The organism is Thalassotalea nanhaiensis (assembly GCF_031583575.1).
Taxonomy (GTDB): Bacteria; Pseudomonadota; Gammaproteobacteria; order Enterobacterales; family Alteromonadaceae; genus Thalassotalea_A; species Thalassotalea_A nanhaiensis.
In genome coordinates, this window is sequence record NZ_CP134146.1 from 1017920 (window position 1) to 1042932 (window position 25013).

Annotated in this window: 21 protein-coding genes and 5 tRNA genes; 21 read left to right on the top strand and 5 right to left on the bottom strand. The window is 38.8% G+C overall.

Translation table 11 applies throughout. The annotated features are described in order from the left end of the window. Positions 1-90: 90 nt before the first annotated feature. From metA to RI845_RS04685, 12 genes are all read left to right on the top strand, one after another. On the top strand, positions 91-1002 hold the full coding sequence (gene metA / locus RI845_RS04630) for a homoserine O-acetyltransferase MetA (RefSeq protein ID WP_348388581.1): 912 nt from the start codon (positions 91-93) through the stop codon (positions 1000-1002). 33 nt (positions 1003-1035) lie between these two features. Then, the gene (metH, locus tag RI845_RS04635) at positions 1036-4734 is read left to right on the top strand and encodes a methionine synthase (RefSeq protein ID WP_405054117.1); all 3699 of its coding nucleotides are present in this window, start codon (positions 1036-1038) and stop codon (positions 4732-4734) included. A gap of 122 nt (positions 4735-4856) precedes the next feature. Further along, complete coding sequence (locus RI845_RS04640) at positions 4857-5297, top strand: regulatory protein RecX (protein WP_348388583.1); 441 nt, start codon at positions 4857-4859, stop codon at positions 5295-5297. A 40-nt stretch (positions 5298-5337) separates the two neighbouring features. Further along, positions 5338-7959, top strand: a complete 2622-nt coding sequence (gene alaS / locus RI845_RS04645) for an alanine--tRNA ligase (protein ID WP_348388584.1) — start codon at positions 5338-5340, stop codon at positions 7957-7959. A 32-nt stretch (positions 7960-7991) separates the two neighbouring features. Continuing rightward, positions 7992-9212 (top strand): aspartate kinase, encoded by a 1221-nt coding sequence (locus RI845_RS04650; RefSeq protein WP_348388585.1) that lies wholly within the window; start codon positions 7992-7994, stop codon positions 9210-9212. Between the two features lie 122 nt (positions 9213-9334). Further along, complete coding sequence (gene csrA / locus RI845_RS04655; RefSeq protein ID WP_348388586.1) at positions 9335-9529, top strand: carbon storage regulator CsrA; 195 nt, start codon at positions 9335-9337, stop codon at positions 9527-9529. Between the two features lie 214 nt (positions 9530-9743). Beyond that, positions 9744-9835 (top strand) — tRNA-Ser (locus RI845_RS04660). Between the two features lie 64 nt (positions 9836-9899). Continuing rightward, a tRNA-Arg gene (locus tag RI845_RS04665) sits at positions 9900-9976 on the top strand. 100 nt (positions 9977-10076) lie between these two features. Continuing rightward, positions 10077-10153: transfer RNA gene (locus RI845_RS04670), tRNA-Arg, on the top strand. A gap of 150 nt (positions 10154-10303) precedes the next feature. Then, a tRNA-Arg gene (locus RI845_RS04675) sits at positions 10304-10380 on the top strand. 392 nt (positions 10381-10772) lie between these two features. Continuing rightward, a complete protein-coding gene (gene ylqF / locus RI845_RS04680; RefSeq protein WP_348388587.1) occupies positions 10773-11726 on the top strand; it encodes a ribosome biogenesis GTPase YlqF in 954 nt (317 codons plus the stop codon). Between the two features lie 23 nt (positions 11727-11749). Further along, entirely contained in the window at positions 11750-12187 is a 438-nt protein-coding gene (locus RI845_RS04685) for an HIT domain-containing protein (protein ID WP_348388588.1), read from the top strand. On the opposite strand, the gene RI845_RS04690 is transcribed toward RI845_RS04685, so the two are convergent. Both RI845_RS04690 and RI845_RS04695 read right to left on the bottom strand, forming a co-directional pair. After that, positions 12184-13077 carry a ketopantoate reductase family protein gene (locus RI845_RS04690; protein WP_348388589.1) on the bottom strand — a complete coding sequence of 298 codons (894 nt, stop codon included), beginning with the start codon at positions 13075-13077 and terminating at the stop codon, positions 12184-12186. The genes RI845_RS04685 and RI845_RS04690 overlap by 4 nt on opposite strands. Beyond that, positions 13074-13427 carry a VanZ family protein gene (locus RI845_RS04695; RefSeq protein ID WP_348388590.1) on the bottom strand — a complete coding sequence of 118 codons (354 nt, stop codon included), beginning with the start codon at positions 13425-13427 and terminating at the stop codon, positions 13074-13076. Before RI845_RS04695 ends, RI845_RS04690 begins: the two co-directional genes overlap by 4 nt. A gap of 147 nt (positions 13428-13574) precedes the next feature. Here RI845_RS04695 and RI845_RS04700 point away from each other — a divergent pair, with 147 nt between their 5' ends. Beyond that, complete coding sequence (locus tag RI845_RS04700) at positions 13575-14057, top strand: YajQ family cyclic di-GMP-binding protein (protein WP_348388591.1); 483 nt, start codon at positions 13575-13577, stop codon at positions 14055-14057. Positions 14058-14213: 156 nt separating this feature from the next. Beyond that, a complete protein-coding gene (locus tag RI845_RS04705) occupies positions 14214-15560 on the top strand; it encodes a sodium-dependent transporter (RefSeq protein ID WP_348388592.1) in 1347 nt (448 codons plus the stop codon). A gap of 198 nt (positions 15561-15758) precedes the next feature. On the opposite strand, the gene RI845_RS04710 is transcribed toward RI845_RS04705, so the two are convergent. Beyond that, a tRNA-Trp gene (locus RI845_RS04710) sits at positions 15759-15834 on the bottom strand. Between the two features lie 344 nt (positions 15835-16178). On the opposite strand from RI845_RS04710, the gene RI845_RS04715 reads away from it, so the two are divergent. The 6 genes from RI845_RS04715 to secF all read left to right on the top strand — a co-directional run bounded on the left by RI845_RS04715 (position 16179) and on the right by secF (position 21977). Continuing rightward, positions 16179-16358, top strand: coding sequence for a hypothetical protein (locus RI845_RS04715; protein ID WP_348388593.1), 180 nt, complete (start codon positions 16179-16181; stop codon positions 16356-16358). A 133-nt stretch (positions 16359-16491) separates the two neighbouring features. Next, positions 16492-17532, top strand: coding sequence for a tRNA preQ1(34) S-adenosylmethionine ribosyltransferase-isomerase QueA (gene queA, locus RI845_RS04720; protein ID WP_348388594.1), 1041 nt, complete (start codon positions 16492-16494; stop codon positions 17530-17532). A 92-nt stretch (positions 17533-17624) separates the two neighbouring features. Further along, on the top strand, positions 17625-18761 hold the full coding sequence (tgt, locus tag RI845_RS04725) for a tRNA guanosine(34) transglycosylase Tgt (protein WP_348388595.1): 1137 nt from the start codon (positions 17625-17627) through the stop codon (positions 18759-18761). A 61-nt stretch (positions 18762-18822) separates the two neighbouring features. Next, entirely contained in the window at positions 18823-19155 is a 333-nt protein-coding gene (gene yajC, locus RI845_RS04730; protein WP_348388596.1) for a preprotein translocase subunit YajC, read from the top strand. Positions 19156-19164: 9 nt separating this feature from the next. Then, positions 19165-21015, top strand: a complete 1851-nt coding sequence (gene secD, locus RI845_RS04735; protein WP_348388597.1) for a protein translocase subunit SecD — start codon at positions 19165-19167, stop codon at positions 21013-21015. Positions 21016-21029: 14 nt separating this feature from the next. Next, positions 21030-21977, top strand: coding sequence for a protein translocase subunit SecF (gene secF, locus RI845_RS04740; protein ID WP_348388598.1), 948 nt, complete (start codon positions 21030-21032; stop codon positions 21975-21977). Between the two features lie 379 nt (positions 21978-22356). On the opposite strand, the gene cobA is transcribed toward secF, so the two are convergent. Further along, complete coding sequence (gene cobA, locus RI845_RS04745; protein ID WP_348388599.1) at positions 22357-23208, bottom strand: uroporphyrinogen-III C-methyltransferase; 852 nt, start codon at positions 23206-23208, stop codon at positions 22357-22359. A 226-nt stretch (positions 23209-23434) separates the two neighbouring features. On the opposite strand from cobA, the gene RI845_RS04750 reads away from it, so the two are divergent. After that, complete coding sequence (locus RI845_RS04750; protein WP_348388600.1) at positions 23435-24781, top strand: M24 family metallopeptidase; 1347 nt, start codon at positions 23435-23437, stop codon at positions 24779-24781. A gap of 31 nt (positions 24782-24812) precedes the next feature. On the opposite strand, the gene RI845_RS04755 is transcribed toward RI845_RS04750, so the two are convergent. Next, the gene (locus RI845_RS04755) at positions 24813-24953 is read right to left on the bottom strand and encodes a hypothetical protein (protein WP_348388601.1); all 141 of its coding nucleotides are present in this window, start codon (positions 24951-24953) and stop codon (positions 24813-24815) included. Between the last annotated feature and the right edge of the window lie 60 nt (positions 24954-25013).

The following is a 25013-nucleotide window of genomic DNA, read 5'->3' on the forward strand; positions in this document are numbered from 1 at the left end:
AATCTTATTTAGACGTCTATACGTTTAGATGTTGACATTTCTATACGGATGAGTAGTATTAAGTTTTTCCTATTTAAAAGGTTTGAGTTAATGCCGATTAAAATCCCTGACCAACTTCCTGCACTGGCAGTTCTCGCGAATGAGAACATCTTTGTCATGTCTGAAAATAGGGCGGTTAATCAAGACATTCGACCTATGCAAGTTGCGATATTAAATTTAATGCCGAATAAAATTGAGGCTGAGATACAAATATTGCGCATGCTTTCCAATACGCCGCTGCAAATAAATATTGAATTTGTACGTTTAAATTTGAATGAATCTAAAAATACGCCAAAGGCACACTTAGATGAATTTTACTGCTTGTTCGATGATATTAAGCATAAGCATTATGACGGTTTAATAGTAACGGGCGCGCCTTTAGGCCAACTTAACTATGAAGATGTTTCTTATTGGGACAAAATCACCGAAGTGTTTGACTGGGCACACGCTAATGTTACTTCGACTATGTATTCCTGTTGGGCTGCACACGCTGCACTATACTATCGCTATGGGTTAAATCGTAGATTACGAGATAAAAAACTGTCAGGTGTGTACCAGCATCAAACGTTAGATTCTATGGAACCATTAACTAGGGGCTATGAAGAAGAGTTTTCAGTGCCACACTCTCGTTATGGCGAGATTGATAAAGCAATTTATAAAAGTGTGAATGAACTGAATGTACTTGCTGAGTCTGATCAGGCTGGAGTTTATCTTGTGGCGACAAAAGATAAAAAACATGTATTTGTTACCGGTCACCCTGAGTACGATGCCAGTACGTTAAGTGATGAATACCAACGCGATGTAAAAGCAGGCCTAAGCTCTTTTATACCCGAAAATTATTTTAAATGTGATGATGTAAATATTGCCCCGAAAAACAAATGGCGGAGCCATGGCTGTTTACTCTTTAGCAATTGGCTAAATTATTATGTTTATCAAATTACTCCATACAACCTTGAAAATTAGCTCAAACAGCAATTATTAAATTAAGATCCAGGAATTATTACGGTGAAATCTCCAACAAGCATTTTATTAGAGCAACAATTACAAGAGCGAATTTTAGTCCTTGATGGTGCTATGGGTACCATGATCCAAGATCATAAGTTTGAAGAGCAAGACTATCGAGGTGAACGGTTTGTCGACTGGCACTGTGATGTAAAAGGTAATAATGATTTATTGTCTATAACTCAGAGTGAAGTCATTAAAGACATACATCGTCAATATTTGCTTGCTGGTGCTGATATTATTGAAACCAATACCTTTAACTCGACTACTATTGCCATGGCCGATTACGACATGGAAGATATTAGCCGTGAAATAAACTTGGTATCAGCTCAAATTGCACGAGAAGTTGCAGATGAAATTAGTTTAACAACGCCTACAAAACCGCGTTTTGTTGCCGGTGTGTTAGGACCAACTAACCGTACGTGTTCTATTTCTCCTGATGTTAATAACCCGGCGTTTCGAAATGTCAGTTTTGATGAACTAAAAGATGCCTATGTAGAATCTATTGAAGCCTTGATTGAAGGTGGCGTAGATATAATCATGCTGGAAACCATCTTTGATACGCTTAATGCAAAAGCCGCCGTGTTTGCTGTAGAGCAAGTCTTTGCAGATATTGGCTATCGTTTACCTTTGATGATTTCAGGTACGATAACCGATGCATCAGGACGAACGCTATCTGGGCAAACGACTGAAGCATTTTATAACTCGTTACGTCACGCAAATCCAATTTCATTTGGTTTAAACTGTGCCCTTGGCCCCGTTGAGCTTAGACAGTACGTAGAAGAGTTAAGCAATATTTCTGATTTTGCAGTTTCTGCCCATCCCAATGCTGGCTTACCGAACGCGTTTGGCGAATACGACTTTACTGTTGATGATATGAATAAGCATATTATTGAATGGGCTCAATCTGGATTTTTAAATATAGTTGGCGGCTGTTGCGGGACAACTCCGGCACATATTAAAGGCATTGCTGATAGTGTCGCTAATGTAACTCCACGTAGAATAGAAGCTAAAAAAATTGCCTGTCGATTATCTGGCTTAGAAGCGTTAAACCTAGATGAAAATAGTTTATTTGTTAACGTAGGCGAGCGCACTAATGTAACGGGCTCTGCCATTTTTAAACGCTTGATCACCGAAGAAAAGTACGATGAAGCCATCGCTGTTGCCCTTCAACAAGTTGAAAACGGTGCACAAATAATCGATATCAACATGGATGAAGGCATGTTGGACTCATATGGAGCAATGGTTAAATTTTTAAACTTAATCGCTGGTGAGCCTGATATCGCAAAAGTTCCAATTATGCTTGATTCTTCAAAGTGGGAGATCATGGAGGCTGGCTTAAAGTGCATTCAAGGTAAGGGCATAGTCAATTCGATAAGTTTAAAAGAAGGTGAAGAGAACTTTAGAGAACAAGCAGAATTAATTCGTCGTTACGGTGCTGCTGTTATTATTATGGCGTTTGATGAAACGGGTCAGGCCGACACCAAAGACAGAAAAGTAGAAATTTGTCAGCGCGCATATCATATTTTAGTCGATGAGATTGGTTTTCCTCCAGAAGATATTATTTTTGATCCTAATATTTTTGCCGTTGCAACGGGAATTGAAGAGCATAATAACTATGCCGTAGATTTTATCGAAGCGACTAAAGTCATTAAAGAAACACTACCGCACGCGATGATCTCCGGTGGTGTATCTAATGTGTCATTTTCATTTAGAGGCAACAATCCGGTACGTGAAGCGATTCACGCGGTATTTCTCTACCATGCCATTAAAAATGGCATGGATATGGGCATTGTTAATGCTGGGCAATTGGCAATATATCAAGACATTCCTGAGAACTTATTACAGGCCGTTGAAGATGTAATTCAAAATACTGATGAAGATGCGACAGAACGTTTACTCGATGTTGCCGAAGAGTTTCGCGGGAAAGGCGGTACTAAAGCTGCCGGTGCTGATTTAACTTGGCGTGAATTACCTGTCATTAAAAGGCTTGAACATGCCCTGGTAAAAGGCATAAACGAATATATTGTTGAAGATACAGAAGAAGCAAGGTTAGCGGCCAATCGTCCTTTAGACGTTATTGAAGGCCCGTTAATGGATGGCATGAATATTGTTGGTGATTTGTTTGGTGAAGGCCAAATGTTTTTGCCACAAGTTGTAAAATCGGCGCGCGTAATGAAACAAGCGGTTGCTCATTTGCAACCCTTCATTGAGCTGGAAAAAACGGAAGCGAGTACCAATGGCAAAGTGCTTTTAGCCACGGTTAAAGGTGATGTGCACGATATTGGCAAAAACATCGTTGGCGTAGTATTACAGTGTAATAACTACGAAGTGATTGATCTTGGCGTGATGGTGTCTTGTGATAAAATTTTACAAGTGGCTCGCGATGAAAATGTAGACATTATTGGTTTATCAGGCTTAATTACGCCATCGCTTGATGAGATGGTCCATGTTGCTAAAGAGATGCAACGATTAGATTTTGATTTACCACTGCTAATTGGTGGTGCGACAACCTCAAAAGCACACACGGCGGTTAAAATTGAGCAAAACTATGCCCATCCGGTAATTTATGTACCTAACGCGTCTCGCTCTGTATCGGTAGTAAATTCATTACTGACAGAAAGCTTAAAAGAAGACTTAGTTACCCGAACCGAAAGAGAATATGAAACTGTTCGTCAGCGTTATAGTAAAAAAGGCCCTCGCTCTGATTTATCATCATTGAAAGATGCAAGAGCCAATGCATTCCCTTTAAGTTTTGAACACTATAAACCGATTTCCCCGAAACAATTAGGCGTGACTGTATTAGATGATATCGACTTAAACGTGGTGCGAAACTACATTGATTGGACGCCATTTTTCTTAACTTGGCAATTATCTGGTAAATATCCGAAAATATTAGAGCATGAACTTATTGGTGAGGAAGCTAAGAAATTATTTGCAGATGCCAATGCCATGCTTGATGAGGTTATTAGTAATAAAACCTTACAGGCAAAAGCGGTTTTCGGTTTGTTTCCTGCTCACAGTGTAGGGGATGATATTGAAGTGTTTACTGATGATTCTCGTAACGAGTTGTTAAATACGCTTTGTGGTTTGCGTCAACAAACTAAGAAACAAGCAGGGCAGTTTAATCGTTGTTTAAGCGACTATGTAGCGGCAAAAGACTCTGGTATTAATGATTATGTTGGTGCTTTTGCCGTATCTTCAGGCTTTGGTGCTGATGAATTAGTGCAAGAGTATGATAGTAAGCATGATACGTATAACTCGATATTGTTAAAAGCCGTTGCCGACAGGTTAGCTGAAGCTACTGCTGAATATCTGCACGAGCGAATCCGCAAAGATTACTGGGGCTACGCCAGTGATGAAAACTTTGATAATGAAGCGCTTATTCGTGAAAGCTATCAGGGCATTCGTCCTGCACCAGGTTATCCCGCATGCCCAGAGCACACCGAAAAGGGTACTATTTGGCAGTTGCTTGATGTTGAAAACAACATTGGTATGGAGTTAACGTCCAGCTATGCTATGTGGCCTGGAGCTGCAGTAAGTGGCTGGTATTTCGCTCATCCAGACAGTAAATATTTTGCGGTTGCTAAAATAGATAATGAACAAGTTGAAAGTTATGCAAACCGTAAAAATATGTCTATCAAAGAAGCTGAGCGATGGTTATCACCAAACCTAGGGTATGATCCTGATTAAGTATCAGTTTTACTAACTAAATTAAAAAGGACCTTAGGGTCCTTTTCTTGTTTATAGCAGTATTTTTTTTACCCAAACATAGGTAGAATATGGCGAAATATACACATTGAAGTAATGCCTTAGTGATAAAAAAGGACGTTAAAAAATCAGCTTATTCTTTATTAGCCAGACGAGAACATTCGCAAAAAGAGCTAATGCAGAAATTGCAGTTAAGAGAATTTGACGCTGCCGATATACAGGTTGTATTAGATGCCCTGGCTGAGCAAGATATTCAAAGTGATTTACGCTTTGGTGAAAGTATGTTGAGGCTTCGAGTTGCCAAAGGGTATGGTTGGATTTATATTGCAGCAGAACTAAAGCAAAAAGGCTTAACTAGTGATATCATAGCCGCCGTTTATGCCAGCCAACAAGTTGACTGGTTTTTGCAAGCTGAAATCGCCTATGAAAAGCGCTTTAACAGCACTGAAATTACCGACGCAAAAGATAAAGCCAAACGAGTAAGATTTTTACAATATCGCGGATATAGTTTTGAACAAATAAATGCGGTATTGAAGCTAAGTTAATTACAAATTAAAGAATATAATTATTTATTGGATAACTACCATGATTAAATCCAGTGCCGAAATTAGACAGGCATTTTTAAACTTTTTCGCGCAAAAGCAACATCAAATTGTTGCGAGTAGCTCACTTGTTCCTGGCAATGATGCAACATTATTGTTCACTAATGCCGGTATGGTGCCATTTAAAGATGTGTTTTTAGGTGCAGAAACTCGCAGTTATACCAGAGCAACGTCATCACAACGCTGTGTTCGAGCTGGTGGTAAACATAACGATTTAGAAAATGTTGGTTATACAGCCCGTCATCATACGTTTTTCGAAATGCTTGGTAACTTTAGTTTCGGTGACTACTTCAAACATGATGCGATTAATTTTGGGTGGGAATTCTTAACCTCGGTACTTGGCTTGCCAAAAGAAAAATTGTTAGTAACTGTCTATGAAACTGACAATGAAGCATTTGACCACTGGGCAAATGTGATTGGTGTTCCTGAAGATCGTATCATTCGTATTGGTGATAAATCTGCAGGCAAGAAGTTTGAGTCAGATAACTTCTGGTCTATGGGTGATACAGGTCCATGTGGTCCTTGTTCAGAGATATTTTATGATCATGGTGAAGAAATTTGGGGCGGTCCTCCAGGCTCACCTGAAGAAGACGGTGATCGTTTTATCGAAATTTGGAATTTGGTATTCATGCAGTTCAACCGTCAAGCCGACGGTACTATGGATCCATTACCTAAGCCGTCTGTTGATACCGGTATGGGTCTTGAGCGCATCGCAGCGATTATGCAAGGCGTGCATTCAAACTATGAAATTGATATTTTCCAAGCGCTGATTAAAGCTGCTGCAGATTTACTTGGCTGTGAAGATTTAGAGCATAAATCATTACGTGTAATTGCTGATCATATTCGCTCGTGTAGTTTTATGATCACTGATGGGGTTAACCCATCAAATGTAGGGCGTGGTTTTGTTTTACGTCGTATCATTCGCCGTGCAGTTCGTCATGGCCATAAACTTGAAGCGAAGTCGCACTTCTTCCATCAGTTAGTGTCAGCATTAGCAGAGCAAATGGGCGATGCATATCCTGAGCTTATCAAGCAACAAGCAATTATTGAAAAGACATTACGCATTGAAGAAGAACAGTTTGGTCGTACTTTAGACCGAGGAATGAACTTACTAAATGATGTTATCGCAAATTTAAGTGGTGATGTTATTCCGGGTAAAGATGTGTTTAAGTTATACGACACATATGGATTCCCTGCAGATTTAACCGCAGATATCGCTCGCGAAAAAGAGTTAACTATTGACCAAGAAGGGTTTGATAGTGAAATGCAGGCACAACGTGAACGTGCTCAAAAAGCATCAAACTTTGGCACCGACTACAACGAACAAATCAAATCAGATAAGACGACACATTTTGAAGGTTACGAAAACCACAGCTTCAGCTCAACGATTGTTGAACTGTTCAATAGCGAAGGCTCAGTATCATCATTAAATGCGGGTGATAAAGGTGTTATTGTTTTAGACAATACACCATTTTACGCAGAATCAGGTGGTCAAGTAGGCGATACAGGTACAATTACAACAGACAGCGGAACGTTCAACGTTACTGATACTGTGAAGTTGGGTAATGCTTTTGCTCATCATGGTGTGGCTGAGTCTGCAATCCAGTTAAATGCTCGTGCGAATGCGCAAATAGACAGTGCTCGACGTAATGATATTATTAAAAATCATTCAGCAACGCATTTATTACACGCCGCACTACGTAAGGTTTTAGGGGAGCATGTGACGCAAAAAGGGTCATTATGTGACCATGAAAAGTTGCGTTTTGATTTTTCTCACTTTGAAGGTGTAACTGCTGGCGAACTTCGTCAAGTTGAACAGTTAGTCAATGATAATATTCGTGCTAACTATGTTCGTGAAACGGCACTGATGAATATTGAAGCTGCGAAAGAAAAAGGTGCGATGGCGCTATTTGGTGAAAAATATGACGATGAAGTTCGAGTGGTTACCTTAGGTAGTTTCTCAACGGAACTTTGTGGTGGAGTACATGTACAGCGTACTGGCGATATTGGTTTATTAAAAATTACTGCTGAAGCAGGTATTGCAGCAGGTACAAGACGTATAGAAGCTGTAACAGGTGTTGCCGCAATGGCGTACGTTGATGAGCAGGCAGATAAGCTAACCACTATTGCAGGCCTGGTTAAATCAGATGCGGTTAATACCGTAAGTAAAGTTGAGCAGTTGATTGCTAAATCTAAGCTACTTGAAAAAGAAGTGGCTCAGCTTAAGCAAAAGCTCGCGTCACAAGCAGGTTCTGATTTAATCAATCAAGCAATCGACATTAACGGTGTTAAAGCTCTTATCGCCGATGTTGAAGGCAGCGATCCTAAAGCATTACGTGAAATGGTCGATGATCTTAAAAACAAATTAGGCTCGGGCATTGTTTTGTTAGCATTAGCAAACGGTGCAAAAGTAAGTTTAATTGCTGGTGTTACTAAAGATTTAATTGGTAAAGTTAAAGCGGGCGATTTAGTTAAAATGGTTGCCGAGCAGGTCGGTGGTAAAGGCGGTGGTCGTCCAGATATGGCCCAAGCTGGTGGTACTCAACCAGAAAATATTACTTCTGCATTAGCCAGCGTTGAAGCTTGGTTAGCTGAAAAATTATAAGGGTTACATTGTAAAATGGCGATTAATCGTTAATGGCAGTTATCGTACAAAAGTTTGGGGGAACCTCGGTTGGTTCCCTTGAACGAATTGAACATGTTGCTCAGCAAATAATAAAAACCAAACAACAAGGCCACCAAGTCGTGGCTGTATTATCTGCCATGTCCGGTGAGACCAATCGTCTGACGGACCTTGCAGTTAAGCTCGATCCAAACCCTTCCGCCCGCGAACTTGATATGCTTCTCGCAAGTGGTGAACAAGTCTCTATTGCTTTACTTTCTATTGCTTTAATCAAACGTGGTTATTCCGCAGTCTCCTTGTTAGCCCATCAAATAGGTATGCAAACAGATAACCGCTTTAATAAAGCGCGTATTTTAAATGTAGACAATCAACGAATGCTACAAGAGCTTCAGCAAGGGCATATTGTTATTGTGGCCGGTTTTCAAGGGGTTGATAGTGAAGGTAATATTACTACCTTGGGTCGGGGAGGCTCTGATACATCTGCTGTGGCTATAGCAACCGCACTACAAGCCAAAGAATGCCAGATATTTACCGATGTCGATGGTGTTTATACAACTGACCCTAGAATTGATGAAAACGCTCGAAAACTACCTTATGTAAGCTTTGAAGAAATGTTAGAGATGGCCAGTTCCGGCGCAAAAGTATTGCAATCGCGATCAGTAGAGTTTGCCGGTAAACATAAAATGCCACTAAGGGTGCTTTCAAGCTTTATTGAAGGTGAAGGCACCAGCATTACTTTTGAGCAGCAAGCAGATAAAAAACATCCAGTGTCGGCAATTACGAGTCACAAAGATGAAGCACTGATAAGTGCAAATGGCGTAATACATGGCGAAAAATTTAGAAGTAAACTGTTAACGTTACTCGCCAAAGTAGATATTGAAATTGATATGCTTACGCAAACAGCTGAACACGTCAATAAAATTAATTTTTCCTTCACCGTTCATCGAAATGATTACGTGCAAGCTATGTGTATTGCTAAATCGTTAACTACAGAGTTTTCTGTTGATGAACTTTTTGGCAACAACAAAGTCGTAAAAGTATCAGCAATTGGTAACGGTATGCGTTCACATGCTGGCGTTGCTGCTGAGTTATTTGAATGTTTATTTGCAAATAATATTAACGTGTTTTTAGTTTCTGCAGCTGAAATTAAAATTTCAGTGTTGGTTAAAGAAGCCGATTTAATACGTGCCGTACAAATTTTGCACAAAAAGTTTCAATTAAATACAATAATTTAGTCTCTTTTTCTGAAAATTTTGCTAAATTCTTATATGTTAAGGAAAAAATCTAGTTTATTGTTTATTAAATGAGCCTAGGTTTGATACCATACAAATGATTTCTAACAAAAAGGGGCAAATGGATGCTTATATTAACAAGAAGAGTTGGTGAAACTCTTATGGTCGGTGACGATGTTACTGTGACCGTTTTAGGGGTAAAAGGGAACCAAGTCCGTATCGGTGTCAATGCACCTAAAGAAGTGTCTGTTCATCGTGAAGAGATTTACATGCGCATACAAGCTGAAAAGGGTAATCCAGACAATGTTGGTAACGAGTAATCCGCGTTATTAACAGTTTGAAGTAAATTCATTGGTATTGCTAAAAGCTTTGGCATATATTTTTGAACAATGTTGGTTTCATGTTAACTTCAGCGTTAACTCCGCATATAAATGGGCTGATATTTAAACATCTTGTTTGAAATATCAACAAACAGAAAAAAAGACAAAAAAATCCGTTGACTTATTTTTCGAATCCATTAATATGCACGCCATTGGTGAGGTGGCCGAGAGGCTGAAGGCGCTCCCCTGCTAAGGGAGTATAGGCGTTAAACCCTATCGAGGGTTCGAATCCCTCCCTCACCGCCATTCTACTGTCATTAGACTGTTGGATGGGCAACAAAGAGTAATTAAAATTTAATTTCTCGATTGCGGACGCGTAGCTCAGCTGGATAGAGTACCTGGCTACGAACCAGGCGGTCGCAGGTTCGACTCCTGCCGCGTCCGCCACTTCTTTAAAGAAGTGGTCACTTCCTCAAAGTGAATAAATAATTGAGTCGTGTTGTTCGAGGTAACAACAGTGAGGTTATCACTTAAAATATACGACCGCGGACGCGTAGCTCAGCTGGATAGAGTACCTGGCTACGAACCAGGCGGTCGCAGGTTCGACTCCTGCCGCGTCCGCCACATTTGAGAGCCCATTTTATCGAAAGATAAAATGGGCTTTTACTTTACAACAATCTACGTTGTGCTGATTTTGTAAAGAATGCTTTAACACTTACTCAAAGTGGCTAAACAATAGAGTAGTGAGGTTATCACTTAAAATATAACAATTGCGGACGCGTAGCTCAGCTGGATAGAGTACCTGGCTACGAACCAGGCGGTCGCAGGTTCGACTCCTGCCGCGTCCGCCACATTTGTAAAAAACCGATCTTTTGATCGGTTTTTTGCTTTCTGGAATATGAAAGCTAGGTACACTTACCTATTAATTCATATCCTCTCAGAAAAAATATAACGTCATTCCTGAGGAGCATAAGCGATATCAGGGACCTCCTTGAGCGTGTTGTGGTTAACACACGGTATGGATGTTTAGCGCACGGGTATCATTACTCAATATTGTTTAAAAGCACGTTGTGAATTTGGGAGGTTCCAAATCTCGTTCCACTCGTTTGGAATGACGTGGTGTAAGTTAACTAACATCTCTGACATTACTCTCAATAAAATAAGCTTCTCCTTTCTCCTCGTTTCTTTTTCATTTCCTTGCTAAAATATCAGTATCTTTCAAATACCTAAGTAGTTTTCCCTAATGGCAATAAACTGGTTCCCTGGGCATATGCATAAAGCCCAAAAAGAAATCAAAGAAATTATTAACCAAATTGATGTGGTTATTGAAGTCTGTGATGCAAGACTGCCATTTAGCAGTGAAAATCCAATGATCACTGATATACGTGGCGACAAACCGCTGATTAAAATCCTAAACAAGAGTGATTTAGCTGATCCAGAGTTAACTAAAGTCTGGCTTGATTATTTTCATACTCAACATAATGTCAAAGCGATAGCATTAACTACTGAAGAGCCAAGTGGTGCAAAAAATATAGCCGCATTAATACGTAAATTAGCGCCACACAAAAATGAAGATGGCAAGCAAATTAATGCGATGATCATGGGGATCCCCAATGTAGGTAAATCTACATTAATTAATACTTTGGTTGGTAAAACAAAAGCCAAAGTAGGTAATGAACCCGCTGTGACTAAAGCCCAACAACGTATCCGTTTGGAAGACGGGGTATATCTATATGATACACCCGGCATGCTTTGGCCTAAAATTGCTAATGAAAATAGTGGTTATCGTCTTGCTGTTTCTGGTGGTATTAAAGATACCGCTTTCGATCATGAAGAGATTGCCTGTTTCGCCGCTGAATATTTATTAGAGGCTTACCCTGAACTATTAAAAGAGCGATATAAGATCACTGAATTGCCAGAGCAAGAGGTTGAGTTCCTAGAGGAACTTGGCCGTAAGCGTGGTGCAGTAAGAAGTGGTGGTCACGTAGACTTTCATAAAGCGTCTGAAATTTTAGTAAATGAAATTCGTGATAAAACATTGGGCAATATTACTTTTGAAACGCCCGATATGGTAGAAAAAGAGAATATCCATTTTGCTGAACTGCAAGCGCGTAAAATTGCTGAACGGGAAGCGAAGAAAGAAGCTCGCGGCAGAGGCCGAAAAAATAAACCGAAAAAGAAAAAAAGCGGTAAGTAATTATAACATTTTAGGAAAAGATAATGAGTGATGATTTTGAACTACATAGCGATTTACAGCGTGATGGTATTGAAATAGCAAATTTACCTTTATGTAAATTATTGCTTTGCAATGATAGTAACTATCCTTGGTTTATTATGGTACCACGCCGCACAGACGTTAAAGATATTTATCAGTTAGAATGGCAAGATCAATTACAGTTTCTTAATGAGTCGAGTGCCGTATCAGAAATTTTAATGCAATGCTTTAATGGTGAAAAAATGAATGTTGCAGCGCTCGGTAATATGACGCCTCAGTTGCATATTCATCACATTGTACGTTTTAAAGATGATCCAAGCTGGCCAAAACCGATTTGGGGACAGTTACCTTTAAAACCTTATGAAGAAAGTGAATTGCAGCTATTAAAGCAAAAGCTGCTTCCTATGCTTGAAGAAGTAATTGGAAGCAATACAACGAGCTAAGTTGGAAGAGTTAAGCTTTTAACTTGCTTATAGAGCTTAGCATTGGTTGGGGTAGGTATGTTATGTGTTTGCCCTAACCGATAAATAAAACCATTAATGAAGTCGATTTCTGTTTCCTGTTGTTTTAATACATCCTCACGCATCGAAGAGCTGTTGCTAGCTGTTTTATCGATAACATCATATATCGTGTTAATTAAACCATCGTAATTAAGCAAAATCTCTTCTTGCTTCGCAACTGCAACTAATTCTTTTATTACATCTGCAATTATTTGTTTATAACTTTGTTTTTTTAATTCGCCATTATTCACGTTGTAGATTGCAGTTAATGCATTAATTGCACAGTTAATTGCCAGCTTTGTCCATTGCAGAGTGAGTATCTGCTCAGAATAACTATAGTGCGGAAGAGCATTTGCTAAAATATCGACAAGCTTCTGTTGATGATGACTATCTGCACTACCACTAACTAAACCCATTTGGTTTGTGCCAACCCCAGTGTGAGCGATGTGATTAGGTGAAAGTCGCTTTGCTGCCATGGTTGTTAGCAATGCATAAATAGGATTGCTTATGCTTAACTCTTGCTTGAGTTGTTCAATAACCCCCATGCCATTATTGGTAAGTATTATCGGGCAATAGTTATTGATAAAGGGAGCTAATTCGGTGATTACATTACTAACATCATATGATTTTACACAACAGATGACACAGTCGGCACTGGAGATTTGTTTTTTGTTTGCGCAATTTAATTGATGCTGATTGGATGAACCATCAATATTAGTAAAAGAAAATATTGATGGTGAGGCCGCTCGAGACTTGATGCTGATATTATGATCGATAAGGAAATGAGAAAATAATAGCCCCATCGCACCTCTACCAACGATTAATATATTCAAGCGATTTCCTTTTTAGCTTTGTTCTTATTGGCAACAACAATTACTACATAACTCAAGCAACCTAATACATCAGCGATGAAGTCAGTAACCTGACCGCTTCTAAACTCTAAGTAAGATTGTCCGATCTCAGTTAGTCCAGCATAAATACATAAAGTAATTACGATCAATTTGAGATCAAGCTTCACTATTGAGTGTACTAGCCAGGTAAGAAATAAAAATCCTAGAAAATGTCCCGTTTTATCGAGTAAATGGTACTGATATAAAAGCTTAGAAATAAAGGTGTAGTTAATTGCCACTACACTACAGGTAATGACGATAAATAGGTAAAGGCGGAAATTAGATATATTCACAACTGTGCATTTTGTAAAATTTTTTTCATATTAACGGTTTAATCTAAAAAACTAAAGTTTTGTGATTGAATTAGTAAATTCATCCTAGCCCTTAAAAGATAGCTTTGTTAATCTATGTCGAAAATATTATTTTAAAGAGATTTAATTATGCCTTCATTAGATATTGTATCTGAAGTTGATTTAGAAGAAATTCGTAACGCCACTGAAAATGCAAATCGTGAGCTTAGTACTCGGTTTGATTTTCGCGGTGTTGAAGCATCATTTGAGTATAAAAATCCAGATGTGACGGTGAAAGCCGAAGGCGACTTCCAAGTTCAACAAATGCTTGATATGTTGCGAACACAATTATCAAAACGTAAAATTGACTCTAAAGCCATGACCGTTGGTGACTTTGTCCATTCAGGTAAAACCTACTCACAAAAAGTATCGTTTAAAGTTGGCGTTGAACAAGCGGTAGCTAAAAAAGTTGTGAAAGTCATTAAAGACAGCAAACTGAAAGTTCAGGCATCTATCCAAGGTGATAAAATTAGAGTGACAGGTAAAAAACGTGATGAGCTTCAAGCTGTGATGAAACTCGTACGTGACGCAGAATTAGAGCAATCCTTTCAATTTAATAATTTCAAAGACTAAACAGTAATAAAGGCAATTTGTCGTTGCTGGTAACGATTTAATTACAAGATCAAAACTTGTTATTTTCGTTAACAACTACGATATATTGCTTATGCTGATAACTTTCATTATGGTTATCTATAACAATACATCAATATAAAAAATATAAGAATTAATATGGCAACAGCACGTGGTGGGTTTAGCTCACGTTTAGGGTTTATTTTAGCTGCGGCAGGCTCTGCGGTAGGTTTAGGTAATATTTGGGGGTTTCCCACACAAACAGCGAGTAATGGTGGAGCTGCGTTTGTTCTCGTGTATTTAGTACTTGCGTTTAGCTTGGCTTATCCTGCTTTTATGGCTGAGCTATTGATTGGTCGTTATGGCCAGGCAAATGCGGTTACGTCATTACAAAAAATGTCACGTAAAGCATGGCAGAAAAAATTTGCTTTTATTGTGGGTTTTGGCGGCATCATCTGTGCTGCATTGATATTGAGCTTTTACGGCATTATTGCCGGCTGGATGATGTCTTATGCGGTCGAACCGGTTGCGCAACTCGCTGGTTTGCAACAAGCTGCTGACTGGGTTATCACGCAAAACAATGTACGGAACATTCTATTTACTGCTCTATTTATGTTTTTGACGGTATTTATCATTCGTAAAGGTGTGGAAGACGGTATCGAAAAGTGGTCAAAAAGATTAATGCCGCTGTTGATAGGGTTACTCATCATCCTTATCTTATATGTGATGACTTTAAATGGGGCATCAGAAGGACTACAAGCTTACTTAAACCCTGACTTAGGGCGAGTTTTTCACCCAGACCTTTTGGTCAGTGCTCTTGGACAAGCGTTCTTTTCACTTTCTTTAGGTACCAGTGTCATGGTTATTTATGGCTCTTATATTTCTAAAAAAGAGAATTTAGTGACTTTAGGCGCCCAGGTTACCTTAATTGATGTTTCAATTGCATTCTTAGCGGGCTTATTAATTATTCCTGCTATGTATGTAGCTCAACACCAAGGTGTTGCCATATTCGCTGCCGATGGTTCGCTTATTGCGGGACCTAGTATGGTGTTTACTGTTTTACCAGCATTATTCGATGGCATGGGGGCGATGGGCTTATTTGTTGCTTTCGCATTTTTTGTATTAATGAGTGTAGCAGCGCTTACGTCATCTATATCTATGTTGGAAGGGCCTGTTTCTTATGCGGTTGAACGCCACGATATGCAACGTTCAAAAGCAACTACCCTGATCAGCATTATTATATTCTTTATCAGTGTACTTATTATTTTTAATCTAGATTTCATGCTCGATTTTGTTGCTATGCTGGCAACGGAATATGGGCAGCCAATTATTGCGATGTTATGTTGCGTTTTTGTTGGTTGGATATGGAGTAGAAAAGAAATATTGGATGAAATAAAACAAGGTAATGAGCAAGTAGAACATGGCCTGTTTTGGAAAATTTGGCCTTGGTACACCAAGTTTGTGTGCCCTGTTGCCATTGCAACTGTGTTTATTCATTCATTGTAAGTATTCAAGCAAAAACCTAATAGCAATTTCATTAAAAATGAACTGTTAATTAGTTAAGTTGATATAACACACAAACCGCAGAAATGCGGTTTGTTCGTTTTTGCTTCATATAAACTTTAGATATAAAGAAAAACCATAATTTTTCAGACGGCTGATAAATTTAAAAATGATTTGAATAAGCTGAGTAAAGAAAAGAAGTGGCAGGGGTGGAGAGATTCGAACTCCCAACATTCGGATTTGGAATCCGACGTTCTGCCATTGGAACTACACCCCTGCAATGGCTTTGCATTATACTTATCGTTTATTCACTGTAAAGAGATAATTTAATAAAACTGTTCAACCGACTAATAATTCACCAGCTTCAACTCAGCGAGACAACTACATAACAAAATAGCAGTGATGTGTTATTAGGTAAGGACTAATAATTTAACCCTTTGGCTATGAAATTATTGTCACCCAATTAGATGTTAAAAAAATGTAACAAAAAATTTGATAATAATATTTTTACAAACTAGTATGAATGCTTAACAATAAAAAAGTGTTAAGTCTGCTTAAATCAGAGCATTAAAAATTGAGCTATATGAAACACTGAAAAAATTACTTAAAAGGAGTTTAAGTATGAATTTTTTGAAATTCTTATCTGCCATTACTGGCTTAAAAAAACAGCAACCCAATAATAAGGTCCAGGTTGATATTAACTATGTTCAATCACATGCCAAGCCGGGGAGTTTCTTTGGCCAAACCATGGATACTACCGAGAAAGACTGCGAATCCAGTGAATCTAATGTAAATAACTGATTTTAATTTTATTCAGCTATTTTTTATTTTGTTATTAATCACTTCAATGTGCAGGAAATCCACATTTTCCTTGCTATTATCAGACCTCAGCACTAAAATTACGCGTTTTATTTTTATCTAACTAGTGCTGAATATGAAAGTTTCTGACTTTTCCTTTGAATTACCTGACGAGCTGATTGCCCGTTACCCGCAAGCTGAACGTTCTGCCAGCCGATTAATGTCGGTTGATGGCGGCAATGGCGATATTGAGCACCATAAATTTAATCAAATTATTGATAAATTAGAGCCCGGCGACTTGTTGGTTTTCAACAACACTAGAGTAATACCTGCTCGTGTCTACGGTGTTAAATCTACCGGCGGAAAAATAGAAGTGCTAGTCGAACGAGTATTAGATCAACACCGTGTTTTAGCTCATGTCAAAGCCAGTAAGTCACTTAAAGTTGGCAATGAAGTTTTATTAGAAGGTAAAGTGAATGCGACAATGGTTGCTCGTCATGACGCTTTATTTGAATTAGAGTTTCATGGTGAACAAACGGTATTGGAAGTATTGGAAGATATTGGCCACATGCCATTACCTCCTTATATAGATCGTCCAGATGAAAATTCAGACCGAGAACGCTATCAAACAGTTTATAACGAAAAACCTGGTGCTGTTGCGGCACCAACTGCAGGGCTGCACTTTGAAAATGAATTACTTGAGCAGATTAAGGCGAAAGGTGTAAACCTAGCCTTTGTCACCTTGCATGTTGGCGCAGGTACTTTTCAACCAGTAAAAGTTGATAATATTGCTGATCATGTGATGCATTCAGAATACGTAGAAGTTAGTAGTGACGTTATGGCTCAAGTACAAGCAACTAAGTCTGCTGGCAAACGAGTTATTGCGGTAGGTACTACTTCTGTGCGCTCTCTAGAAAGCGCGGCTCAACATGCATTAACAAATGACCAACCACTTGGCGAGTTTTATGGTGACACCGACATATTTATTACGCCTGGATATAAGTTCCAACTCATTGATGCATTAATCACTAATTTTCACTTATCAGAGTCAACATTATTAATGCTTGTCAGTTCATTCTCTGGTTATGAACATATGATGAATGCCTATAAAGTGGCAATAGAAGAAAAATATAGATTTTTTAGTTATGGCGACGCAATGTTTTTAACAAGACAGTAAGCTAAAAAACGAATAATGAGACTATTCTTATTATTGGTGCTGTAACATCAACAAAACCTGTGGCCTGTTTCGCTACATGGTAAGGAAAAAACATGAAATATGATTTACTAAACAAAGACGGAAAAGCCCGTCGTGGCCGCATTACCTTTGACCGTGGCGTTATTGAAACACCAGCCTTTATGCCTGTAGGTACTTATGGCACTGTGAAAGGTATGAAAATGGAAGAAGTTGAGGCAACCGGTGCTCACATTATCTTAGGTAATACTTTTCACTTAATGCTTCGTCCAGGCACCGAAATTATCGAACAGCACGGCGATTTGCATGACTTTATGAATTGGCACAAGCCAATACTTACTGATTCTGGCGGCTTTCAAGTGTTTAGTTTAGGGAAAATGCGTAAGATCACCGAAAAAGGCGTAGAGTTTCGCTCGCCAGTTAATGGTGAGAAAATTATGCTTACTCCTGAACGATCAATGCAAGTTCAGCGTAGCTTAGGCTCAGATATTGTGATGATATTTGATGAATGTACCCCATATCCGGCCACTCATGATGAAGCAAAAATATCTATGGAGCTATCGTTGCGTTGGGCAAAACGTTCAAAAGCTGAGCATGGCGATAACCCGTCTGCATTATTCGGTATTGTGCAAGGTGGTATGTATGAAGACCTTCGTGAAGTTTCTGCAGCAGGCCTGTTAGATATCGATTTTGACGGTTATGCTATTGGCGGTTTATCCGTTGGTGAACCGAAAGAAGAGATGATTAAAATATTAGATCACACACCAGACTTGATCCCTGAAAATAAGCCCCGATATCTAATGGGAGTGGGCAAGCCTGAAGACCTGGTTGAAGGTGTGCGTCGTGGTATTGATATGTTTGATTGTGTTATGCCAACACGTAATGCCAGAAACGGGCACTTATTTGTGACCGATGGTGTGGTTAAAATTCGTAATGCTCGTCATAAAACGGATACCGGACCATTAGATCCACAGTGTGATTGTTCGACTTGTAAAAATTATTCGAGAGCTTATTTACATCATTTAGATAAATGTAATGAAATTTTAGGCTCGCAATTAAATACCCTGCACAACTTGCATTTTTATCAACGAGTAATGCAAGGTTTGCGTGATGCGATAGAGCAAGGTAAATTAGATGAATTCGTGGAAGAGTTTTATGCCATCCGTGGTCTAGAAGTTCCACCATTAAATGCAACACAAACAACAGAAGAATAAAAACAAAATTTTTTGTGATTTTTCAAATTTTTAAATTTTAAATTAGTAGTAAGAGGATTTTATGGACTTTTTAATTAGTAAAGCTTATGCGGCAGATGCACCACAACAAGGTGGCGGCTTTGAAATGTTAATCATGTTATTAGTATTTGGTGTAGTGTTTTATTTCATGATTTACCGTCCACAAGCTAAGCGTGTTAAAGAGCACAAAGGCCTAATGGAAGCATTATCTAAAGGTGATGAAGTATTAACTCAAGGCGGTGTTGTTGGTAAAATCGTTAAAGTTTCTGCTGAAAAAGATTTCATTGTAGTTAATGTTGCTGAAGGTACTGAATTAACAGTACAAAAAGGTGCGATTACTGCTGTATTACCAAAAGGGACTATGAAGTCTCTATAAGGACTTGTTGTGTTAAACAAATATCCATTATGGAAAACATTAATGGTGGTGTTTATTGTCGCCATTGGTGCTTTATACGCGTTACCAAATTATTATGGTGAAGATCCTGCGGTACAAATTTCGGGAACGAAAGGTGTGCAAGCTGATCTATCTACACTTGATGCGGTAAAAGATACATTAGCGCAAGCTAATATTACTTATCAAAGCGCAGCGCTGAAGAACGGTCAAGTATTGGTACGTTTTTCTGACTATAAAACGCAGCAAACGGCAAACGAATCATTATCGACTAGTTTAGGTGATAAGTATTCAGTCGCATTAAACCTAACGCCGGCTACCCCAGAGTGGCTTGCCAGTTTAGGTGGCGTACCAATGAAACTTGGTTTGGATTTAAGTGGTGGTGTTCACTTCCTTATGGAAGTAGACATGAAAACTGCGATGGGCCGAGCACAAGAAAATATGATTGGTGATTTTCGTACTAACTTGCGTAGTGAGAAAATCCGTTACCGTAGCGTAAAAGAGTCGGGCAATGGCGTTGAAGTTATCTTTCGTAATGTTGATGACTTAGCAAGTGCAGAATCACTGTTGAAGCGTACCTACGGCGATTACTTGTTTGTTGATAATGAAGATAAATTATCTTTAAAAATCACCATGACAGACGCAAAGCTTAAAGAAACCCGCGAATATGCGTTACAGCAAAATATTACCATTATTCGTAACCGTGTTAACGAACTAGGTGTGGCAGAGCCATTAGTACAACGTCAAGGTGCTAAGCATATTGTTGTTGAATTACCTGGTGTACAAGACACCGCGAGAGCGAAAGAGATTTTAGGCGCTACTGCGACACTACAATTTCATATGGTCGATCAAGAACACGACCTTCGTGCTGCAGTGAATGGTCGCGTACCTCCTGGTTCTTTCTTAGTTAATGACCAAAATGGTCAACCGCAACTATTGAAAAAACGCATTATGTTACGTGGTGAGCACATTATTGGCGCTGCACCGTCAAGAGATCAGCAAACTAGTCGTCCACAAGTGAGCATCGATCTTGATAGCAAAGGTGGTAGCATTTTCTCTAATGCAACTAAAGATAATATTGGTAAGCCAATGGCAACCGTATTTATTGAAAGTAAAGCAACAGGTGAGAAAAATCCAGATGGCAGCTTGAAGTTTACTCAACAACAAGAAGTTATCAGTGTTGCGACTATTCAAGCTCGTCTAGGTAGTAAGTTTGTTATTACTGGTCAAGAGTCTCCTGCTGAATCACAAAATTTAGCATTATTACTTCGCGCCGGTGCTCTTATCGCACCTATTGCGATAGTAGAAGAGCGAACGGTTGGTCCATCACTTGGTGCTGAAAACGTTCAATTAGGTATGCAAGCTATTCTTTGGGGATTTGCTTTAGTACTAATATTTATGATGGTTTATTATCGTAAATTTGGTGTTGTTGCCAACCTTGCCTTAGCTGCTAACTTAGTACTTATTGTTGGTATTATGTCACTTATTCCTGGCGCGACTTTAACGCTTCCTGGTATGGCTGGTATTGTACTTACTGTTGGTATGGCAGTTGATGCTAACGTGCTTATATTTGAACGTATTCGTGAAGAATTACGCAGCGGTAAGACGCCTCAACAGTCAATTCATCATGGTTATGACTCAGCGTTCTCAACTATCATCGATGCAAATATTACTACCTTGATTGCAGCACTTATTTTGTTTGCTGTTGGCACCGGTCCTATAAAAGGGTTCGCCGTTACCTTATCAATCGGTATTATTACTTCAATGTTTACTTCTATTATTGGTACCCGTGCAGTTGTAAATGCACTTTGGGGTGGCAAAAAAATAGATAAACTTTCTATTTAGGCTAGGACGATATAATGCAAATCTTAAAACTTAAAGAAACCGTAGCCTTCATGTCGTACCGAAAGCTAGCTTCTATATTTAGTATCATTTTAATCATTGCCTCGCTAACGTCATTAGCAACCAATAAGCTTAATTGGGGCCTTGATTTTACTGGTGGTACCTTACTAGAGATTGGTTTTGATCAACCTGCCGATTTAGGTAAAATTCGCACCGTTTTGGAAACGGGTGGGTTTGATGATGCGGTTGTGCAATTATTTGGTAACCCAAATGATGTACTTATTCGTCTAGGTCAACGCGAAAACCTAAAAGCCGAAATGTTAGGCAACCAAATATTAGGTGTACTTGAACAAGGCACAGGTCAAACTATTGATATGCGCCGTATTGAATTTGTTGGTGCAAATGTAGGTGATGAGCTAACAGAGCAAGGTGGACTTGCGATGTTAACAGCGTTGATATGTATTTTAGTGTATGTTGCTTTTCGTTTTGAATGGCGCTTCGCACTAGGTTCTGTAACGGCCCTAGCTCATGATGTTATTTTAACGTTAGGCTTATTTTCATTCTTGGGTTTAGAGTTCGATTTAACCGTTTTAGCGGCAATACTTGCGGTAATTGGTTATTCACTAAATGATACGATTGTTGTTTCTGACCGTATTCGTGAAAACTTCAGAAAAGTGCGTAAAGGTACACCTGAAGAAATCATCAATATATCTTTAACTCAAACGTTAAGCCGTACAATGATCACGTCACTAACAACATTTTTAGTATTGCTTGCCTTATTCTTTAAAGGCGGGGCACTAATTCACGGTTTTTCAACCGCATTGTTGTTTGGTATCGTTGTAGGTACATACTCATCTATCTATGTAGCTTCTACTGTTGCATTGGGGTTAGGTATTTCGAAAGAAGACTTAATTCCTGAAGTGATTGAAAAAGAAGGTGCTGATCAAGAAGAGCTACGTATGTAAGCGCATCTAGAAAACATAAAAAGAAACCAGGCATGTCCTGGTTTTTTTATTTCAGGGATGAAATAACTTAGAATTGCCATGGATGGCATAAATTCTGTTATCAGGGATGAAATAACTTAGAATTGCCATGGATGGCATAAATTCTGTTATCAGGGATGAAATAACTTAGAATTGCCATGGATGGCATAAATTCTGTTATCAGGGATGAAATAACTTAGCATTGCCATGGATGGCTTAAATTCTGTTATCAGGGATGAAATAACTTAGAATTTCCATGGATGGCTCAAATTCTGTTATAAGGGATGAAGTGTGCGAGAACAAGAAACGGCCACACATTGTTCCCTTGGTTGGTCCTAATTTATTAGGACGTAATGTAAACCTATCCCAATTCAGAAAGAGTTTGGATAACGTTATTCTTAGGTGCGAAGAATGCAGGCTGCTCGGCATCGTTTACATCTGCTAATGCTTGTTGGTTTATGGCATTAACCACATCGCCTATGACTAATAAACTTGGTGGTTTGATCTCGTTAGTCGCAACTGTATTGGGTAATTTATTTAAGGTTGTGCGCCAAACTTGCTGATCGTTTTGAGTGCCTTTGCGAATTATTGCAACTGGAGTTTGCTCATCTCTACCATGAGCTATTAATTGCTGAGAAATAGTTGTCGCACTTTTTACTCCCATATAAAAAACGAGAGTTTGCGTTTTATCTGCGTAATTGCTCCAAGGTAGGGATAACTCACCATCATGGCTAAAATGACCAGTAATAAAACTACAACTGTGTGCAACATCACGATGAGTTAATGGAATTCCTGCATAAGTCGTTGCGCCTGAAGCTGATGTAATCCCCGGAATGACATGGCTAGCAATGCCATGCTCTAATAGGTAGTTTACTTCTTCAGAGCCACGACCAAAAATAAAACTATCTCCACCTTTTAAACGAACAACTTTTTTACCTTTTTGTGCCCACTCAACGATTGTGTCATTAATCTTTTCTTGGGTAACGCAATGTTTATGAATCGCTTTACCCACATATATTCTGCGACAAGTTTGAGGTGTTAACATCAAAATTTCATTACTTACTAGCCGGTCATATATTACAACCTCGGCATTTTGTATAAAACGTAATGCTTTAAGTGTTAGCAATTCGGCATCTCCAGGCCCCGCGCCAATTAAGGCTACTTCGCCAGCGGAAAATTTTGATTTACTATTTATGTTGCTAAGAATATTCATGTGAGCCTTTCTCTATCCCATCTCAATTGGGTTATAAGGTACATACTAACGAGTTTTTAATAACATTAAAGTATCTAATTGAGATTGTTTATACTAATTAGTTATTAAAAATATCTCATTTTTGATTAATCCTAAATAAATCAACGTTTAAGATTAAAAATAACAACTTGATAAATCCCTTAAAAGCAATCACGATGATTAGTACCTAACTTGAAAAGATAACTTGATGCAGAAAATTAATTTTTTTAAAAAACTTTATATCTTTACGACATTAATTTTTGTTAATTCGTTTACAGCTTATGCTGAACAAGATTTAGGCGAAGAATTTAATATCCTATCGATGCAGGAGCGCAGTGAGCTAGTAGACAGGATATTGTCTAAGCGAGTAGTGCAGCTTTTACCTCAGCTTATGAGTGAAACTAATATCGATATGTGGATATTAATTTCAAGAGAAAACAATGAGGATGCAGTCTTAAAAACATTGTTGCCATCAACATGGATGGGAGCTAGACGTAGAACTATTTTAATGTTCACCAGAATGGATGATGGCACCGTTAAAGCTGAAGCCATGTCTCGATATGATGTGGGTAATGTGTTTAAAAAAGCTTGGGATAAAGAATCTCAGCCGGACCAAATGCTTGCATTAATAGAGCTGATTCAGGCTAGAGATCCAAACCGTATAGCGTTAAATCAAAGTGCGCACTATGAAATTGCTGATGGTTTAGTTGCCACAGAGAGAGATTTATTATTTTCTTATTTACCTAACAAGTACCGTGAGCGCATAGTCTCAGGGGAAGATTTAGCGGTAAGTTGGTTAGAAACTCGAATAGTCGAAGAAGTGCAAGCACATCAAGAAATGGTGGCGTTAACAAAAGCAATAATTAGAAAAGGCTTTTCAAATGCCGTTATACGCCCTCGCAAAACAACTGTAGGTGATTTAGTTTGGTGGTTTAGAGATGAAGTTAGCAAGTTGGGTTTACAAACTTGGTTCCAGCCAAGTGTACGCTTGCAACGTAAATATAAAAACATGGCCGTAAGTGAAGATCCTGACTTAATCATTTTACCCGGTGACTTATTGCATGTTGATTTTGGTATTAGCTATTTACGCTTAAATACTGACATTCAACAACATGCTTATGTGCTTAAACCTGAGGAAAAGCGGGCGCCAAAATTTTTAATTAATGCGCTTAATGTAGGGAATAAATTGCAAGATATTCTGACAAGCAATTTTGAACAAGGGATAAGCGGTAACGAGATATTATCAAAAAGTAGAGAGCAGGCATTATTAAACGGCATCAAACCAATGATATACAGTCACCCAATAGGTTTTCATGGTCATGCTGCTGGAACTACTATTGGAAAGTGGGATTCACAACATGGTGTACCCGGCGAAGGTGATCGCTTACTACGAAATAACACCGCTTATGCGATTGAATTGAATGCGACCGTATACAGTGAAGAGTGGCAAAAAGACATTGTCATTATGCTTGAAGAGAACGCTTTGTTCAGTCAGGGCAAAGTTAATTATTTAGCCCCGCGACAGGAAGAGCTAATATTGGTTAATTATAAATAATAGCTGTTTTAAATATTTGCAAATCGTGGAGTTACAAACTTAAAGCGTTTTTCAACATGGATGTTGTGTATGCCGTGAACGCAAGGAAGCATAAGAACGGTCCATGGCCAAGCCCTCCCTTTGCGCCATCCATTAAGGTTACAAACTTAAAGCCATCCATGGCAGTTTGCATTCCTTCATCCCTGAAGTAAAAACAAAAATTGCTCCATGCATTTTTGTCATATAGGCCATC